This is a genomic window from Aeromonas sp. S9(2024) (assembly GCF_041403185.1).
Classification (GTDB): Bacteria; Pseudomonadota; Gammaproteobacteria; order Enterobacterales; family Aeromonadaceae; genus Aeromonas; species Aeromonas enteropelogenes.
In genome coordinates, this window is sequence record NZ_JBGLRE010000010.1 from 103,042 (window position 1) to 119,574 (window position 16,533).

The 16,533-nt window shown below is 59.9% G+C and carries 13 protein-coding genes; 5 read left to right on the forward strand and 8 right to left on the reverse strand.

Annotated elements, in window-relative coordinates; translation table 11 throughout:
* The first annotated feature begins 93 nt into the window (after positions 1-93).
* From metN to rfaH, 4 genes are all read left to right on the forward strand, one after another.
* Entirely contained in the window at positions 94-1,137 is a 1,044-nt protein-coding gene (gene metN, locus ACB028_RS16075) for a methionine ABC transporter ATP-binding protein MetN (RefSeq protein ID WP_342013919.1), read from the forward strand.
* On the forward strand, positions 1,118-1,771 hold the full coding sequence (locus ACB028_RS16080; protein ID WP_026457146.1) for a methionine ABC transporter permease: 654 nt from the start codon (positions 1,118-1,120) through the stop codon (positions 1,769-1,771). Before metN ends, ACB028_RS16080 begins: the two co-directional genes overlap by 20 nt.
* Before the next feature lie 25 nt (positions 1,772-1,796).
* Complete coding sequence (gene metQ / locus ACB028_RS16085) at positions 1,797-2,597, forward strand: methionine ABC transporter substrate-binding lipoprotein MetQ (RefSeq protein ID WP_371144714.1); 801 nt, start codon at positions 1,797-1,799, stop codon at positions 2,595-2,597.
* A 96-nt stretch (positions 2,598-2,693) separates the two neighbouring features.
* The gene (gene rfaH, locus ACB028_RS16090; RefSeq protein WP_371144715.1) at positions 2,694-3,194 is read left to right on the forward strand and encodes a transcription/translation regulatory transformer protein RfaH; all 501 of its coding nucleotides are present in this window, start codon (positions 2,694-2,696) and stop codon (positions 3,192-3,194) included.
* A gap of 126 nt (positions 3,195-3,320) precedes the next feature.
* On the opposite strand, the gene ACB028_RS16095 is transcribed toward rfaH, so the two are convergent.
* From ACB028_RS16095 to arcB, 5 genes are all read right to left on the reverse strand, one after another.
* A complete protein-coding gene (locus tag ACB028_RS16095; protein ID WP_371144716.1) occupies positions 3,321-4,532 on the reverse strand; it encodes an EAL domain-containing protein in 1,212 nt (403 codons plus the stop codon).
* Positions 4,525-8,751 (reverse strand): ATP-binding protein, encoded by a 4,227-nt coding sequence (locus tag ACB028_RS16100; protein WP_371144717.1) that lies wholly within the window; start codon positions 8,749-8,751, stop codon positions 4,525-4,527. The genes ACB028_RS16095 and ACB028_RS16100 overlap by 8 nt, the downstream gene beginning before the upstream one ends.
* A 224-nt stretch (positions 8,752-8,975) precedes the next feature.
* Positions 8,976-9,188, reverse strand: a complete 213-nt coding sequence (locus ACB028_RS16105) for a hypothetical protein (RefSeq protein ID WP_026456921.1) — start codon at positions 9,186-9,188, stop codon at positions 8,976-8,978.
* Between the two features lie 320 nt (positions 9,189-9,508).
* Positions 9,509-10,873, reverse strand: a complete 1,365-nt coding sequence (gene dgt, locus ACB028_RS16110) for a dGTPase (RefSeq protein ID WP_371144718.1) — start codon at positions 10,871-10,873, stop codon at positions 9,509-9,511.
* 32 nt (positions 10,874-10,905) lie between these two features.
* Positions 10,906-13,218: an aerobic respiration two-component sensor histidine kinase ArcB gene (gene arcB, locus ACB028_RS16115; protein WP_342018111.1), complete on the reverse strand. Its 2,313-nt coding sequence runs from the start codon at positions 13,216-13,218 to the stop codon at positions 10,906-10,908.
* 202 nt (positions 13,219-13,420) lie between these two features.
* On the opposite strand from arcB, the gene ACB028_RS16120 reads away from it, so the two are divergent.
* Positions 13,421-14,407 carry a DUF2860 family protein gene (locus tag ACB028_RS16120; RefSeq protein WP_371144719.1) on the forward strand — a complete coding sequence of 329 codons (987 nt, stop codon included), beginning with the start codon at positions 13,421-13,423 and terminating at the stop codon, positions 14,405-14,407.
* Between the two features lie 66 nt (positions 14,408-14,473).
* Here the strand turns inward: ACB028_RS16120 and ACB028_RS16125 are convergent, their stop codons facing one another.
* The 3 genes from ACB028_RS16125 to ACB028_RS16135 all read right to left on the reverse strand — a co-directional run bounded on the left by ACB028_RS16125 (position 14,474) and on the right by ACB028_RS16135 (position 16,432).
* Positions 14,474-15,175, reverse strand: coding sequence for a DUF3334 family protein (locus tag ACB028_RS16125; RefSeq protein WP_042028786.1), 702 nt, complete (start codon positions 15,173-15,175; stop codon positions 14,474-14,476).
* Between the two features lie 89 nt (positions 15,176-15,264).
* Positions 15,265-15,711 (reverse strand): HIT domain-containing protein, encoded by a 447-nt coding sequence (locus ACB028_RS16130; protein ID WP_371144720.1) that lies wholly within the window; start codon positions 15,709-15,711, stop codon positions 15,265-15,267.
* A 73-nt stretch (positions 15,712-15,784) separates the two neighbouring features.
* The gene (locus tag ACB028_RS16135) at positions 15,785-16,432 is read right to left on the reverse strand and encodes a DUF2057 domain-containing protein (RefSeq protein WP_371144721.1); all 648 of its coding nucleotides are present in this window, start codon (positions 16,430-16,432) and stop codon (positions 15,785-15,787) included.
* Positions 16,433-16,533 lie beyond the last annotated feature (101 nt).

The window sequence follows — 16,533 nt, forward strand, 5'->3', positions numbered from 1 at the left end:
CTCCATGATGGCAGTGTCACCCAGTGAAACCTCTGCCCAATTCACCCGCCTGTAGCGCCCTGTGCTTTAAGGCTGTTAGCACGGAAGAATCCCATGATTAAGTTGATCGGTCTCAACAAAGTCTACGGTAAAGGCAGTGATGCCGTGCACGCCCTGCGTGATGTCAGCCTGCATGTGCCGCAAGGCAAAATTTTCGGGGTGATCGGTGCCTCCGGCGCCGGCAAGAGCACCCTCATTCGTTGCGTCAACCTGCTGGAGCGTCCGACAGAGGGCCAGGTCATCGTTGGTGGCCAGGATCTGGTGACCCTGAGCGAACGGGACCTGACCCAGGCCCGCCGCCAGATCGGGATGATCTTCCAGCATTTCAACCTGCTCTCCTCCCGCACCGTGTCTGCCAACATCGCCTTCCCGCTGGAACTGGCAGGCTGGAGCAAGGATAAGATCCAGCATCGGGTCGCCGAGTTGCTGGCGCTGGTCGGGCTGGAAGCCCGTGCCCACGCCTATCCGTCAGAGCTCTCCGGCGGCCAGAAACAGCGTGTCGCCATCGCCCGCGCCCTGGCACCGGCGCCCAAGGTGCTGCTGTGCGACGAGGCCACCTCGGCCCTCGACCCGCAGACCACCCGCTCGATCCTGACCCTGCTCAAGGAGATCAACGTCAAGCTGGGGCTCACCATTTTGCTCATCACCCACGAGATGGACGTGGTGAAGGGGATCTGTGACGAAGTGGCCATCATCAGCGACGGCCGTCTGATCGAGCAGGGCGAAGTGGCCTGGTTCTTCAGCAATGCCCAGACCGAGCTGGCTCGCGACTTCATCCGCTCCACCATCCATCTGGAGGTGCCGCAGGAGTATCAGGATCGGATGAGCAGCGACCGGGTACCCGGCAGCTATCCACTGGTGAAGCTCGGCTTTACCGGCAGCACGGTCGACAGTCCGCTCATCTCCGAGGCAAGCCGCCGTTTCAACATCGACATCAGCATTCTGAGTGCAGACATCGAGTATGCCGGTGGCGTCAAGTTCGGTTTCCTGCTGGCGGAGCTGTTCGGGGATGAAGCCCAGTGCGAGGCGACCCAGCAGTTCCTCATCGACAACCATATTCAGCTGGAGGTAATGGGTTATGTCCGAAGCCATGATTAATCTGCTGTTCACGGCCCTGGGCGACACCCTCATCATGGTGTTTGCCTCCGCCCTGTTTGGCTGCCTGCTCGGCCTGCCGCTCGGCGTGGCGCTACATGTCACCAAGGCGGGCCAGATCCTGGCCAACCCTGTGCTCAACAGCACCCTCGGCATGGTGGTCAACATCGGCCGCTCGGTGCCCTTCATCATCCTGCTGGTGGCCATCATTCCGCTGACCCGGCTGATCGTCGGCACCAGCATCGGTACCGTCGCCGCCATAGTGCCGCTCACCATAGGCGCCGTGCCCTTTATCGCCCGCCTGGTGGAAGGGGCCCTGATGGAGGTGCCGGACGGCCTGCTGGAAGCGGCCAAGGCCATGGGCGCCAAGCCCCTGCAAATCATCACCAAGGTGCTGCTGCCCGAGGCCCTGCCCGGCATCCTCAACAGCGTCACCATTACCCTGGTGACCCTGGTCAACTACTCCGCCATGGCTGGTGCCATCGGTGGGGGCGGTCTGGGTGATGTGGGTATCCGTTACGGCTACCAGCGATTCGACCCGACCGTCATGCTGGTCACCGTGGTTATCCTGGTGGTGCTGGTTCAACTCATCCAGAGCGCAGGTGAGCGCCTGGTCAACAAATACGATCATCGTTAATCGTCGATTTCTGACAGGAGGTTTTATGAAATTTGGCATCAAATCCGTTGCGGCTGCCCTGCTGGCTGGCCTGGTACTGGCCGGCTGCGGCCAGAAAGAAGAGAACAAGAGCCTGAAGGTAGGCGCCATCGCCGGCCCTGAGACCGAGCTGGTCGAAGTGGCCGCCAAGATCGCCAAGGAAAAATATGGCCTGAACGTCGAAGTGGTGACCTTCTCCGACTACGTCACCCCGAACGTGGCTCTGAACGATGGCAGCATCGACGTCAACGCCTTCCAGCACAAACCCTATCTGGATGCCCAGATCCGTGATCGCGGCTTCAAGCTGGTGCCGGTCGGCAACACCTTCGTCTACCCGATCGCCGGTTACTCCAAGAAGATCAAGGCGCTGAACGAGCTGCACGATGGTGCCCAGATCGCGGTACCGAACGACCCGACCAACCTGGGCCGCTCCCTGATCCTGCTGGAAAAGCAGGGCCTGCTGACCCTGAAAGAGGGTGCCGGCCTGGAAGCCACCGTACTGGATATCACCAACAATCCGCGTAACTTCAAGATCGTCGAGCTGGAAGCAGCCCAGCTGCCCCGCTCCCTGGAAGACGTGGATCTGGCCATCATCAACAACACCTTCGCTGGCCAGATCGGTCTGACCCCGAGCGAAAACGGCCTGTTTGTTGAAGACAAGGAGTCCCCCTACGTCAACCTGATCGTGGCTCGCGAGAACAACAAGGAGGACGAGAAGGTCAAACAGTTCGTCCAGTCCTTCCAGACTGACGATGTCTACAAGAAAGGTCAGGAGCTGTTCAAGGGCGGCCTGGTCAAAGGCTGGTAATCATCCATTCGGTAAAAAAGGCCACGCTTTGCGTGGCCTTTTTATTAAGCGCCGCTATCATATCCGCGAGCACGGCAACACGAACATACTGATCACATGAAAAAATGGTATCTGGCCTACTGCAAGCCAAAAGAAGAGGCCCGCGCCCGCGCCCATCTCGATGCCCAGGGTATCGAATCCTATTACCCCATGGTGGAGATCGAGAAGCTGCGCCGGGGCAAGCGGGTTCCCGTCCGGGAACCCATGTTTCCCAACTACCTGTTTATCTTCGTCGATCTGAACGAAGTCACCCCCATCACCCTGAAGTCGACCCGCGGCATCAGCCGGATCATCCACTTCGGCAGCGAATGGACGCCCATCAATAGCGCCTTGGTCTATCAGCTGATGAGCAAGGATGACAGTGACGAGGCGAGAGCCAGTTACGCCAGGCTGCCCAGCCAGGGGGACAAGGTGAAGATAGAGACCGGCCCCTTCGCCGGTTTTGAAGCCATCTATATGGAACCTGATGGCGAGAAACGGGCCATCCTGCTGGTCAACCTGCTCAACCAGGAGACCCCCTGCAGCCTCGAGAATGGCGACTTCCGCCGCCTCGATTAGCCGCGATAACGCCAGGTGGCGGCTTGCTCCGCCACCGCTTTCAACCCTGCCGACCCTCTTTCCTGCCAACTTTTCTCATTCGGCACCAACCGCGCTATCCAGCCCACAGGTCAGGCACAGCCCCCATCAGCCAGACAGCAATGCTGGCAAGCGTTCCAACCAGGCTGCATGCCAGTTTTTCAGCTCGTGACGGGGCATCGGTCGGGCGGAGAAAAATCCCTGGCAGACATCGCAGCCAAGTACCGCCAGCTGGCGCCAGGTCTGCTCGTCTTCCACTCCTTCCGCGACTGACTTTAGCCCCAGTTTACGGGCCAGTTCGATGCTGGATTCGATAATGGCCAGACGAGAAGGATCGGCATAGCAGCGATCCACGAAGGATCGATCCAGCTTCAACTCGGTAAACGGCAGCAGCGCCAGCTGCTGCATGGAGGAGTAGCCAGTACCGAAATCATCAATGGAGAGGCCAAAACCGTGCATGCGCAGACGCGTCAGCACCTCCAGGGACTTGCCCAGATCCTGGACGAAAGAGCTCTCGGTCACCTCCAAGGTGATCAACTCGGGATTGATGCTCCAGCGTTGACACTGGTTGATGAGGGAGTGGCAGAGATCCCCCTCGATCAGGGATGTCGTGGAGAGGTTCATCGACAGATTCAATGACAGACCCGTCTCTTCCCAGAGATGACCATCACGGAGCGACTTGCTGATGATGACCTCGGTCAGCTGATCGATGAGCCCATTGTTCTCCGCCAGGGGAATAAAACGGGCGGGAGAGATCATGCCATATTCCGGGTGCTGCCAGCGGGCCAGCGCCTCCATGCCGACCCACTGGCCGGTCACAAAGCTCACCTTGGGCTGGTACCAGGGCAGGATCTGATCCCGCTCGAGGGCCAGTTGCAACTCGACGACGTCGATGCCGTACCCCTCTTCGCTATGTTGTGGCTCTTGTCCGGGGGACCAAGTGTCGATCAGTTGCCGGATCTGCTGCGGACTTGAGGGCTTTTCGAGCCGCCCCAGCACCTGCAGGCCATAGGCGGCACTCATTCGCAGCACTGCCGCCACCACGTCATCCTCCAGTGCACTGGAGAGGATAATACCCCCCTTGAAGCCCCCCAGAGAGAGGCGGCGCAACAATGCCATGCCATCCATGCCGGGCATGCGCAGATCACATATCAGGATGTCGACCTGATGATGCTGGCAAAGCGCCAACGCCGAGAGGCCATCCTGCGCCTCCAGCAGTTGCTGATATCCGAGGCTGCGGATCTGGTGCAACAGGGTCTTGCGCTGGAAGGCGTGATCTTCCACCACCATGATAACCAGCTCATCTTCTCTCTTATTCATGGATCCACAGTCCCATTTCGCGTGTTACTTCATGCATGGCGGCATTCACACCGGCTGCCAACGCATCGAGTTCATCCAGCTGTTTCAACCGGGCGGCCGACTCCAGCCTGGCCGCCTGCTCCGCCAGCGCGGCTTCACCGACCATGCGGGCTGCCCCCTTGATGCGATGGGCTATTTCCATCAATTCCCGGGTATCACGAGCCGCCGTCGCTGCCATCATCTCTTGGCAATCAGCCTGATTTGATGCCAGATATTCTCGCGCCATGGTGCAGGCCAGGGCCTCATCACCAAACAGATCCCGCCAGCGGCTGGCTTGCTCGAGGGCAGAAGTCGAGTCGGCAGGCTCAGCTGCATTGGTGCCGCTTGCAGGCAACCACTTGGTCAGCAACTTGCGCAGCGATTCCAGTGCATAGGGTTTGATCAGCATGCCATTCATGCCGGCCGCCGTCATGCTCTGGGTCGCCTCCTCGGACGCATCGGCAGTCACCCCTATGATGGGGGCCTGCTCTCCCTGGCTGCGCAGGGTTCTCGCCAGGGTATAGCCATCCATGACCGGCATATGGCAATCGGTCAGCAGCAGGGCAAAATGCTGCCCTTGCCAGGCACGCAGTGCCTGTTCGCCATTATCCACCACCTCGCAGTCGACCCCAAGAATCGCCAGCTGGCGGACCAGCAAGGCCCGGTTCACCGGGTGATCATCGGCCACCAGCACACGGCCATCCAGAGTTGCCGTTGCTTCGTCCTGGCTTGGCGGTGCATGGTCGGCCAGCAGATCGCGGCACGTTTCCAGCAGCAGGTCCGGGTAGAGTGGGGATTGACCGAGTCGCCACCAGTGGCTGGTGCCAAGCCGCCCCCGCAGCGCCTCCCGGGGGGAGATAACTATCCCCTTGAGACTGGCGTGCTGTAACCAGCGTTGCCATTCGCTGCCAAGCGCTCGCTCGAGGCTTTGTTCATCCGCCAGCAGCAAGCCTTCCAGCTCCCCATCTAGCTGGCTGCCATCAATGGGATGCAGGGTAGCACCGAAACGGATCATGGTTGCCTGCAGCAGCGGCTCATCACTGAGCAGCCACCAGTGGCTGCCAGCCAGTGCCGGGGTATCCCATCGGCAGTCGGAAAGCGGGATGGTGAAGCTGAAGCTGGCCCCCTCACCGGCCCGGCTGGTGAGGGAGAGTGTTCCGCCCATTTTGCGCACCAGCTGATCGCAGATGGCCAGCCCCAGTCCGGTGCCGCCAAAACGGCGATTGATGTCGGACTCCACTTGCTCGAACGGAGTAAACAGCAACTCTTGCTTCTCTTCGGCGATCCCGATGCCGGTATCACTCACCGTGATGACGAGGGCGCCATCGCGATAGCCAACCCGGATGCCGATGCTCCCCTGCTCGGTAAACTTGACCGCATTGCTGAGCAGATTGGAGATCACCTGCCCCACGCGAATGGCATCGAGCACCGCCTGGTCGGGGATCTGCGCCTCCCAGTGCAGCGTCACCTTCAACCCCTTGCCGTAGGCCTGGGCCGCATGGCCACGGATCACATCGCAGATGACGGACTGCAGGCGGCCGGGATGGTAATCGAGCAGGAACTGCCCCGCCTCCATCTTGGAAAAATCGAGGATATCGTTGACCAGATAGAGCAGATTGTTGGTGGAGCTCTCAACATTGCGCAGCAGGTAGCGCTGATCCTCGTCGAGGGAACTCATGCGCAGCAGCTCCAGCATGCCGTGCATGCCGGAGATGGGGGTCCGCAGCTCGTGGCTCATGGTCGCCAGGAAGCGGCTGCGTGCCTGCATGGCCTGCTCGGCTGACGCGCGCGCTTCGCGCAGCTCGAGCTCTTGCTGCTTGAGGGTGGTGATATCCTGCACCACACCGTTGAGGATCAGATCGCCACTCTCCTGCGGGACGAAGTTGCCCCGCACCTGCAGATATCGCGTCCCCGCAGGCGAAGGTACCATGACTTCCAGATCCAGTGGCGTCAGGGCCATGGCATGGGCCGCCACCTCGCTGACGAACGCCTGCTGCATCTCCTCACCGAGATCGAATACCGCCCCGCCAGGCTGGGCCTGCAACAAGCTCTCCGCCGGTTTGCCAAGGATCTCTTCGGCGCCACGCGAAACATAGAGAAAACGCCCTTTCCCCACACCCTGCCACAGATATTGATAAACGACCCCGGGCATGCTGTCGGTCATGTCCTTCAACCGGGTTTCGGCTTCACGCACCTTGCTTTCGGCCGCCTTGATGGCGCTCACATCGGTCAGCACCGTCAGTACGCCCTGAATGCTCCCATCCGCGGCGCGGTAGGGCAGTTTCACATAGATGACGTGGAACAAGGTGCCATCTCGATTGCTGCTCTGCCCCGCCCCGGCGATGACCTCACCGGTCGCCCAGATCTGGCGCTCCTCGCGCAGCATCTGCTCCCGCTCGTCCGGGCGCATGTTGCTCCAGCCATCCTCCAGTTCGGCCCCGATGAAGGTCTCCCGATAGGCCTTGTTGCACAGGGTCAGGGTCTGCTGGCGATCCCGCAGCGCCACCATGTTGGGCAAGGAATCGAGCAGGGTCTGGACAAATACCAGTTGTTCGTTGAGCTTTTGCTCCGCCCGCTGGCGCTGGGCTATCTGGCGCCGCAGGCTCCTGACCCAGATAAACGCCAGCGCGCCTATGACCACCACCCCGCCCAGAGAGAAGGCCAGCCAGCGGTAAAGCAGCGTATTGTCCTGCTCCATGTTGATGGAGATATTGAGCCATTTGCGCTCCAGCAGGGCCCACTCATCGTCGCTGATGGTCAGCAGCAACTTGTCCATGATGCGGGTCAATTCTGGCTGGCTGTGCGCCACCGCCATGCTGACCGGCGTGCCAAACTGGCTGCTGGCATAGACGACCTGGTACTTGTCGTTGAAGCCCTGCATCGCCTGACGACCGATGTTGGTCATGGTCAGCAGCACATAATCCGCTCGCCCGTCATCCAGCATCGACAGCAGCTCGTTATCCGTACTGGTATGGACCAGGATGCCACCATTGGCATTGACCACAGAAGACTCGTAAGAGCCCACCACACCGCCAACCCGATGGCCACGCAAATCAGCGAGAGAGGCCAGGTTCTTGCTCCCCCGCTTGGCGACCACATACGAATGGAGCATCAGGAAAGGAGACGTAAAAGAGGCGTAGCCTCGCCGCTCGTCCATCACAGTGATGAGGGGGATAAGATCCACCTGCTGGCGGCGCAGCAGTTCGAGGGATTGGGTCCATGAGTCCGTTGGCGTCAACTCGAAGCGAATGCCGGTACGCAGGCTCAGCAGCTTCATCAGATCCGCCGCATAGCCGTGCAGCACACCTTCTTTGTCGATCTCACTGATCCCGGCGAAAGCCGGCGCCACCGCAAATCGAACCACCTCTCGCTTTTTCAGCCAGGCCCGCTCCTCTTCATCCAGCAGATGAGCCAAACTGACGGGAGATTCATCCCTCCCCAGACGCAGCCTGGAATCGGTGATCGGCACCCGCTGGTAAGCCTCGAGCAGTCGATCTCTCAAGGCGATATTGCCCTTCCTGATCGCAATCGTCAGTACTGTGCCTTGCAACCACTCCGGATTGACGATCCCCAGCGGGCCGGACATGTGCTCCATGGCGTTCTTCAGCGCGGGCTCCAGACCCACATAGGCATCGGCCAGACCCAGTTTCACCCTGTAGCTGGCCTCGTCACGACTGTTGAGCTGGGTGACGTTATCTATCCCCATCCTGTCCAGGATCTGGCAGGAACCAAACCCGCGCACACACACCCAGCGCAGTTTCTTTGCCTGCTCAAGGGTGAGCATCTGGGCAGGTTCTCGCAGCAGCACCACCCTGTCATAGCTCCCCAGATAGCCGACCTGGCTGACTTCGCGATGATCCAGGCTATCGCGCGGGATGCCAAACAGCGCATCCACTTTCCCGTCGATCAGCGCCTGCTGCGCCTCGACATAAGAGGCGTAGGGAACATAACGCACCTCTCTTCCCATCTCGGCGGCAATACGCAGGGTCAGCTCCCGCTGGGGCCCAGCATAATGACCGACGGACATGGCATAGAGAAATGGTGGGTAGCCTTCCCGTGGTATCCCCACCACCAGTTCGGGTACGGACTGCTGCTCGACGGCGGCGCTACCTTCATATGCAGACTGCGCCGCAGCGCTTAACGGACTGCTCAGCAGCAGCCACGCGAACCAGGCGAAGAAAAAGTGGCGAGAAAGAGGCATGAAGGTCTTGTCCTGATGAGTGAAATCGATAATGCAGCTACCGCCCATCTTGCTGGCAATTGCACCACAAGGCGAGAAAACATACGCATCCGTCACAAACGGGGCCAAGAGGATAGAGGTATATCTAATAAAAGTGAATAAAAGGCCTACTTTTTATGGCAGAAAAAGTGACAGGCTCCGGCCTGTCACGCCACAGGGGTTGGGGGGATGACTCCCCCCCTTGATCAGGTTATTCGATTCCCGAGCCGAAAGCCGGTTTGATACTCCCGCTCACGGACGTGAGTGACATGGGAAACCTGCCCCTCATACCCTTCCAGGCCGATATCCTTGAGCAAGGCCGGCGAAAGGTTGACCTGCGTCAGGCGACGCTCGACATGGGCGATCCGCTTCTGGACCAGGGACTCTACGCTGCGCAGTAAAACCAGTTCGATTGACATGACATTCTCCAGCTGAACATGCGGTTCTCCCGGAGAAAGTGGACATCACCCTGCGGGACAACCGCGGGTGATAAAAATAAGCAGGGGTTACCTGTTTACGCCACGCGGTAAAAGAGCACGAGATTTCACGCTGCCATGGGTGCAGCGAGCAAATGCAACGTTGAGCATCAGATCTTGCATTTTCGTCTCCTTACCGGGTAAAAGTTGAACAGGTCGCAGCAGTCTAAAAAATCTTCACATCTAAAACAAGTCTCTCATGGCACCTTTTTAAAAACGTTTTCATTGGCAAGCCATGGCCATCACAAAAACCGGGATCGCCGTCAGATGCCGGACAGCAGCCGGTACTCCTCCAGCACATAGGTGTCCGTCATGCCGCTGACGTAATCGAGCAGCAGGCGCACCCGGTAATACCACTCCTGCTCCCCCTCGTCGGTAAAGCGTGCATCACGGGTCGCCACCGCCAGCCGATAGGCCTTGAGATGGCGGGCCGAGAGCCTGTGGTAGAGGCGCCGGGCGAAGAACAGTTCATTGCCCCCTTCCCCCGCCAGCAAGCGAGCAAACTGCCCGGCCGGCATTGCCAACAGGCAGGCGTAAGTAGAGAGCACCCCGCGCAGGGCGGCATAGCCTTCCAGCTCCAGCGCCTCCACCTCGGGGCGCCGGAACACCAGCTCGCGGGCCACCTGCTTGAGCATGTCGAGCACCCGCGCTGCCGGCGCCTGACCGTGTAACAACGCCTGGGGATAACTGCCCCGCAGGATGGCATCGTGTTCATCCACATAACTCTTTGCCGCAAGCGCCACCAGATCCCGGGTCAACTGCTGGCGAAAGTGGGGGAAAAAGCCCCTGCCGGAGGCCAGCGCATCATCGAGCAATCCGGCCAGATAATCGCTCCCGTCTGCGCTGCGCAGCGCCGTCAGCAGCTCGCCGAGGGTGAGGATGCGCCGGTCCACCGCATCTTCCAGATCGGCGATGCAGTAGGAGATGTCGTCGGCCGCCTCCATGATGTAGACCAGTGGATGGCGACAACCCTGGGCCAGCCCCAGGCTTTGGCCCAGAGCGCGATAGAGGGGCTGCTCGCTAAAGAAGATGCCCCGCTTGCTGCTCCAGCCATGATGCTGGCCATAGCTCACCCCGGCCAGAGGCTGCTGCGGGTATTTGCACAGCGCCGCCAGCTGCCCCAAAGTGAGATTGAGTTCGTGCAGGCTGTGCACCAGGCGCAGGCTCTGGGCATTGCCATCGAACAGCAGCAGATCCTGGCGCAGTTCCGCCCATTGGGGTGAAGGCATCAGGCCCAAAGCTTGTTGATAGAGGGGATCGAGCATCTCGCCGAGACACTGGCTCATCACCTGCTCGCCGAAGTGACCAAACGGCGGGTTGCCCACGTCGTGCAGCAGGCAGGACATCTCCACCAGATTGATAAAGGCCCCCTCGCACACGGCACCTGTCGGCAAGGCCGTCAGAATACGGCGGCTGATCTGGCGGCCGGTCTCCTGCACCTCCAGCGAGTGGGTGAGGCGACTGCGCACCGACGCCTTTACGTCGAGGGGAAACACCTGGGTCTTCTGCTGCAACCGGCGCACCGGGGCGGCCTGCACAATGCGGGCACGATCCTGCTCGGTCGCCTCCAGCAGCTCCTCATCTCCCCAGGGGTGGATGCGCTCGGGGGTAATCAAACGGCGATACATTGGCGACTCCTTGCCAGCGGCTTTCATCGGGCTCAAGACAACAACCAGCGTCGCAAGCGGGCGATGTCACCCGGGTACTCGCGGCGCAGCGTCTCGATCCAGTCCTCGACATTCTCCCACCAGGCGGGGTGATCCGGACTCTGGATCAGCTGGGCAGTCTGCTGCAAACGGCGCAAACCGATAGAGCCCGCGGCGCCCTTGATCTTGTGGGCCTCCTCCACCACCCCGGCCTGATCCCGGGCAACCATGTTGGAATCAAGCACCGCCATGTAGTCCGGCATCATCTTCTCGAACAGCTCGACGCTGGAGAGCAGCACCGGCTTACCGACGGTATCGGCGTAATCGGTGAGAAAGGGAATATCCAGCAACGCATCCTGATTGCCGGCATCGGCCTGCTCGTCGGCCTCGTCTTCTGCCAGATCGGCAAACAGGTGGCCAATCACCTCCCGCACCGCTTTCGAGCCCAGTGGCTTGTTGATCACATCCCGCATGCCGCGATCCAGATAATACTGGCGATCACCGGTCACGTTGGCAGTCAGCGCCACCATGGGTGGCAGGCTGTCGCCGTAACGCTCCAGCAGTTGGGCCGCCACATCAAAGCCGGTCATGTCCGGCAACTGGATATCGAGCAAAATCAGATCAAAATCATCGGGATTGGCCATCGCCAGCGCCTGACCACCATCCCGCGCCACCTGGACATGATGGCCCAGCTTGGTCAACAGGGCGCAGGCCACCGTCACATTGAGTTCCACGTCCTCCACCAGCAGGATGTCGAGGGAGGGCATCTCTTCCTCCTGCTCCGGCAATAGGGGTTCGGCGCAGGCCACTTCCAGCTCGGCGGTAAAGCAGGAGCCCTCCCCCGGTTCGCTGTCCACATAGAGCTGACCACCCATGGCCTGCACCAGCTGACGGGATACCGCGAGGCCGATGCCGGTACCGGTGGCGTGTTTCTGACCCTGCACCTGATAGTACATGGCGAAGATCTTCTCCTGCTGGGCACGGGGGATGCCGACTCCGGTGTCTTCCACCTCGAAGTGCAGCGCCAGCTTGCCCGGTTCGTCCGCCGGATGGGAGAGGCAGCGCACCGTCACCCCCCCCTCATCGGTAAACTTGACCGCATTGCCCACCAGGTTCCACAGCACCTGACGTAGCCTGGTACCGTCTGCCATCACGAATTGCGGCATGTCTCCATCCCGATCGAAGTGGAGATAGAGCCCCTTCTGCTCCGCCTGGATACGCGATAGAGTCTCCAGCTCATCAAGGAAGGCGGGCAGGTCCAGACGGGCCGGGGCAATCTCCAGCCGACGTCGGTCCAGTTTGTCGAGATCTATGATGTCGTTGAAGATGTTGCCAAGGGTCACGGCGCTCAGGTGGATGGTCTTGAGCTGCTGATGCTGCTTGGGATCGAGCGGCGTATCCATCAGCATGCGGCTCAGGCCCACGATGCCGTTGAGCGGGGTGCGCAGCTCGTGGCTGATGGTGGAGATGAAGGTGGTCTTGTCGCGGCTCGCCTTCTCCAGCTTGTCCTGATACTGCTTGCGCTCGGTGATGTCACGACCAAAACCTAGCAGACCGAGCCGCTTGCCGAACCGGTCGAAGAAGGGCACCTTGCGCAGCTCGAAGTAGGCTTTGCGGCCATCGGGATACTCCAGCCACTGTTCGTAGGTGAGAGGCTCGTTGCTGGCGAAGACCAGCTTGTCGGTCTCCACCACCTTGTTGGCGATCTCCTGCTTGTAGACGTCGAACGGGGTCAGACCGATGAGCTCGGCCTCCGCCTTGCCGGTCAGCTCTTCCATGGCGCGGTTGCAGCCGGAGAACTGTTCGTCTTCGTTGCGGTAGTAGACCAGATCGGGGGAGCAGTCGATGAAGGAGCGCAGCAGGGCGGTGCGCTCCCCGAGATGAAGCTGGGCTTTTTCGCGCTGGAACACTTCGTTTTCCAGATCCTCAATGGCTTGCAGACGCAGGCTCTCGGCCCGGTTGGTCTCGGCAATCTGGGCGTTGAGACGACTGATGTTCTCTTGCAGCTGGCTGTTTAGCTCGAGATCCCGCTCGCGCATATCCTGCAGCTTGCGCACCATGCGGCTCAGCCGCTGACGGGAGTCCTCCAGCTGATCCACCACGATGGAGAGAAAATAGACGGCCCAGGGGGTGACCAGCAGGCCAAAAAAGACCGAACGGACAAAGTCGATGACATCGATATTGCCGCGCAAGAAGAGGGTAACCCCCATCTGGATGGCGACGGCCAGCACGATAATGCCGGCGGCCAGGAACATGCTGAAGCGCACCAGTCCCAGCTTGGTCATCAGGTCGACGTAATATTGTGCCCAGGATTTGATCTGTTTCATCTTATTGTTATCCCCCGATATGCGCGGTACAGAATACCAGCACAACCCGGTGAACTCTTCTTATCTCGCTCAATTAATTAATGATTCCCTGAATAAAGAAGTAGGCTAGGATATTTGACCCGATTCAGTCAGTTGCCATTAAGGCTGGGTTTCTATAATCCCCGCCACTTAATTAAAAATCGTTTAATTTGGGAGCTATTTGATGCGTAACACTAGCCTGCTCGGCCTGGGTCTACTGGTAGCCAACAGTGCGTATGCAGATCTCGGGACCATCCCCAAGGAGTCCGGCTGGTCCGGTTTCCTGCTCGGCGGGGTCAATGTCATCAACTACGAATCCAACTTCGCCAGCAGTGATGATGACCATCGTCGCATTCATGGTCTGGGCAGCGCCGACAGCACCCAGAGCGTCAACCCCTTGCTCAATGCCGATATTCGCTACACCTTTGCCGATACCCGCACCCAGGTGTTCCTCGGCAACCTGATCCAGGATGCCATCCGCTTCGACTTCACCCAGCAGCTTGGCATTCGCCAGGAGATGGGGGACAAGGGCATAGTGGCCGGCTCCGTGGTGTTCAACGTTCTGCCCATTGAGCAGTGGAGCGATCCCTTTGCCATCGGGGTGGATCGTCAATCCACCGACATCAAGTCCAAAGGTGTACGTTTTGCCTGGGACAACATCTGGAGCAGCAACTTCTACGGCAGCCTGACCACCCGCGAGATCGAGGTGGATGAAGAGCGCAGCGGCAGCCAGTATGGTGCCGATACCGCCGCCAAGCTGGATCGCAACGGCAAGATCCACGCCATGGAACTCTCCTACAAGTGGCACCTGGCGCCGGGCCAGATCCTCGAACCGGCCTTCATCTATCGTCAGGCCGATCTCGACGGCAGCGCCCAGAGCTACGAGAGCAACGGTCTGCAGCTGACCTATGGCAAGCGCGCAGCCCAATGGTCATTCGTCAGCAACCTCTATCTGGGTCAGACCAAGTATGACGAAGCCAACCCGATCTTTGGCCGCAGCGCCGATTCCGACGAGTTTGCCGTGAGCGGTACCTTCTTCTGGCATCGCCTGTTCGGTATCGAGCCACTCTCGGCGACCTTCACCGCCGGTTACTCCAAATCCGACTCCGATATCGACTTCTACGACAGCAATGCCGTGCTGTTCAACACCGGCCTGCTCTACAACTTCTGATAGCAAAGCCCGACAATGCAGAAGGCCACCCGAGGGTGGCCTTCTTGTTTTCTGGCTGGCACCGATTCAGATGCCGAGGGAGTCCAGCAGGTCATCATGATCGTTGCCGGCGGCTGGCGCCGGAGCAGATGCCGGTTTGGCAGCCCCCTGTTTGGCCTGGGCGATCAGGGCATCCGGATCCAGCTCCTCCTCATCCATGCCGTCGCTGTGGATACGGATGAACTCGGTTTTGTCCATCGCCAGCTCCAGATAGAAGATGTTATTGCGGGCGGTGAAGAAGGTTACCCGGCGCGATTCCGGGTTGTCGAGGTTGGTATCGACACTCAGCATCACCTGCTTGTTCAGGGCCAGCATCTTGGGCTGGTTCTGGGTGATGTGGGTCTGCATGTCGCGCCCTACCTTGACGGTGAAGCTGCCGACGATCTGGTTCATCAGCTCGCCCATCACGTTGCTCACCTCATCCGAGGTGTGGGAGATGGCGAGATCTTCCTTGGAGAGCCCCATGCTGAGCATGTAGCTCTCGTACAGCTCCATGGCGGCCGCGGCGGAGAAGTTGATCACCACCAGGCCGGAAAAACCGCCATCAAACAGCACGAAACAGCCGATATCCGGCTTGAGGCAGGTCTTGCTGATCCGTTGCACCATACCGGAAAACCGCACCTGGCTCATGGTCGCGGCACTCAAGACATCCGTTACCGAGTTGCACAGGCTGAGCAGCACATCCTCTGTGGTCAATACGGCATCGTCATCGGCTCTTGTTACTATCATGGGACCTTCCTGAACATCGAAAATGGGCTTATCTATACCATAACTCTAACAGATAGCGCTGGCCGGGGACTGAAATAGCGACGTGCCTCTCAGTTGACTCCGTTATCAGTAGTCAAAGGGGTAAAACCGGTCAGCCTGGCGAGTCGGGCACGCCATATATCGGCCTGTTGCTGCAAAACTTGTGGTTCATAAGGCACTGATGGGTGAGCTCCCCAAATAGGACCCGGCCAGGCCTTGTCGGTAGTGAAACGGGCGACATGGTGCACATGGAGTTGCGGTACCAGATTACCGAGTGCCCCTATGTTGATCTTGTCCGGATTGAGTGCCTGTTCCATCAGGCTCGCTACCGCGCAGGACTCCTGCATCAGCTGCTGTTGCTGCTCTGGCGCCAGGTGGTGGATCTCCCGCAGATTGGCCACACGGGGGACCAGAATAAGCCAGGGATACTGGCTGTCCTTGGCCAGCAGGACACGGCAGAGGGGCAGATCCCCGAGCTGCCGGGTATCCGCCACAAGGCGGGAATGCAGTTCAAACATGAAGACCTCGTTGCATAAGGAGGGGCGCAAGGCACGCCGCAAGCCCCTCACGTTACTGCAACGGGGGGCAAACTTAAAGCTGCGGCACGGCCCAGCCGATGAAGCGCTTGCGAAGGACCGGGTCGGCCTGCAGGAACAGCTGCTGCAATTGCCCTTCAAGCTCGCTCTGCGGGAGCACAGGCGCGCTCGCGGCCGTCGCTCCACCGGGGACAACAACAGCACCACCGGGCGCAGCAACACGCAGCGCCGCCTTGCCACCACTACGGTTGTACTCCACGAGTCTGGCGTTCCAGTCCATGCCGATCAGCATGCCACGGGTCACCAGCGCATCCTGCGCTATCTGCAGCGGCTGACCACCGGCCTGCAGCGCGATGACGGGCTCCCTGGCATAGACCTCCATCCCCTGCTCTTTGTCCGGCACCTTGGCGCTCAGTTGCAAGGACTGATTGTCGGCCCGATAGCGCAGGACCTGCGGCTCGGAGCGGATCTGGCGATCGTTCTCGCTGCTGTTTCGACTGGGGATAACCCCTTCGAAACGCACCAGCAATTGCTGTTCTCCATCGGCCAAGGTGGCGTGCTGCTCGTCGTGCAGCCTGCCCTCGCTCACCGCCAGGATCCGGAAATCCTCGGGTACCGTCACCTCAACCGCGGCCTGCACCGTCCCCGTTCCCACTACCACGCCCAGCAGCGCCAAATTACGCCTATTCTGATAGCCACTCATCTTCTTTCATCTTCCTTATCCCTACGATGGGCGCAGGGTAACAAGGAAAGATGACAAAAAAATAACCAGGCTGGCAGGTAGTAGCTTGTCGTCACGGCAAT

Excerpts from the sequence above, each read along its gene's own strand:
- rfaH (WP_371144715.1), top strand. The coding sequence starts at position 2,694 with ATGAAAAAATGGTATCTGGCCTACTGCAAGCCAAAAGAAGAGGCCCGC.
- metN (WP_342013919.1), top strand. The coding sequence starts at position 94 with ATGATTAAGTTGATCGGTCTCAACAAAGTCTACGGTAAAGGCAGTGAT.
- ACB028_RS16105 (WP_026456921.1), bottom strand. The coding sequence starts at position 9,188 with ATGTCAATCGAACTGGTTTTACTGCGCAGCGTAGAGTCCCTGGTCCAG.
- ACB028_RS16135 (WP_371144721.1), bottom strand. The coding sequence starts at position 16,432 with ATGAGTGGCTATCAGAATAGGCGTAATTTGGCGCTGCTGGGCGTGGTA.
- ACB028_RS16095 (WP_371144716.1), bottom strand. The coding sequence starts at position 4,532 with ATGAATAAGAGAGAAGATGAGCTGGTTATCATGGTGGTGGAAGATCAC.
- ACB028_RS16130 (WP_371144720.1), bottom strand. The coding sequence starts at position 15,711 with ATGTTTGAACTGCATTCCCGCCTTGTGGCGGATACCCGGCAGCTCGGG.
- ACB028_RS16080 (WP_026457146.1), top strand. The coding sequence starts at position 1,118 with ATGTCCGAAGCCATGATTAATCTGCTGTTCACGGCCCTGGGCGACACC.
- metQ (WP_371144714.1), top strand. The coding sequence starts at position 1,797 with ATGAAATTTGGCATCAAATCCGTTGCGGCTGCCCTGCTGGCTGGCCTG.
- ACB028_RS16120 (WP_371144719.1), top strand. The coding sequence starts at position 13,421 with ATGCGTAACACTAGCCTGCTCGGCCTGGGTCTACTGGTAGCCAACAGT.
- dgt (WP_371144718.1), bottom strand. The coding sequence starts at position 10,873 with ATGTATCGCCGTTTGATTACCCCCGAGCGCATCCACCCCTGGGGAGAT.
- ACB028_RS16125 (WP_042028786.1), bottom strand. The coding sequence starts at position 15,175 with ATGATAGTAACAAGAGCCGATGACGATGCCGTATTGACCACAGAGGAT.
- arcB (WP_342018111.1), bottom strand. The coding sequence starts at position 13,218 with ATGAAACAGATCAAATCCTGGGCACAATATTACGTCGACCTGATGACC.
- ACB028_RS16100 (WP_371144717.1), bottom strand. The coding sequence starts at position 8,751 with ATGCCTCTTTCTCGCCACTTTTTCTTCGCCTGGTTCGCGTGGCTGCTG.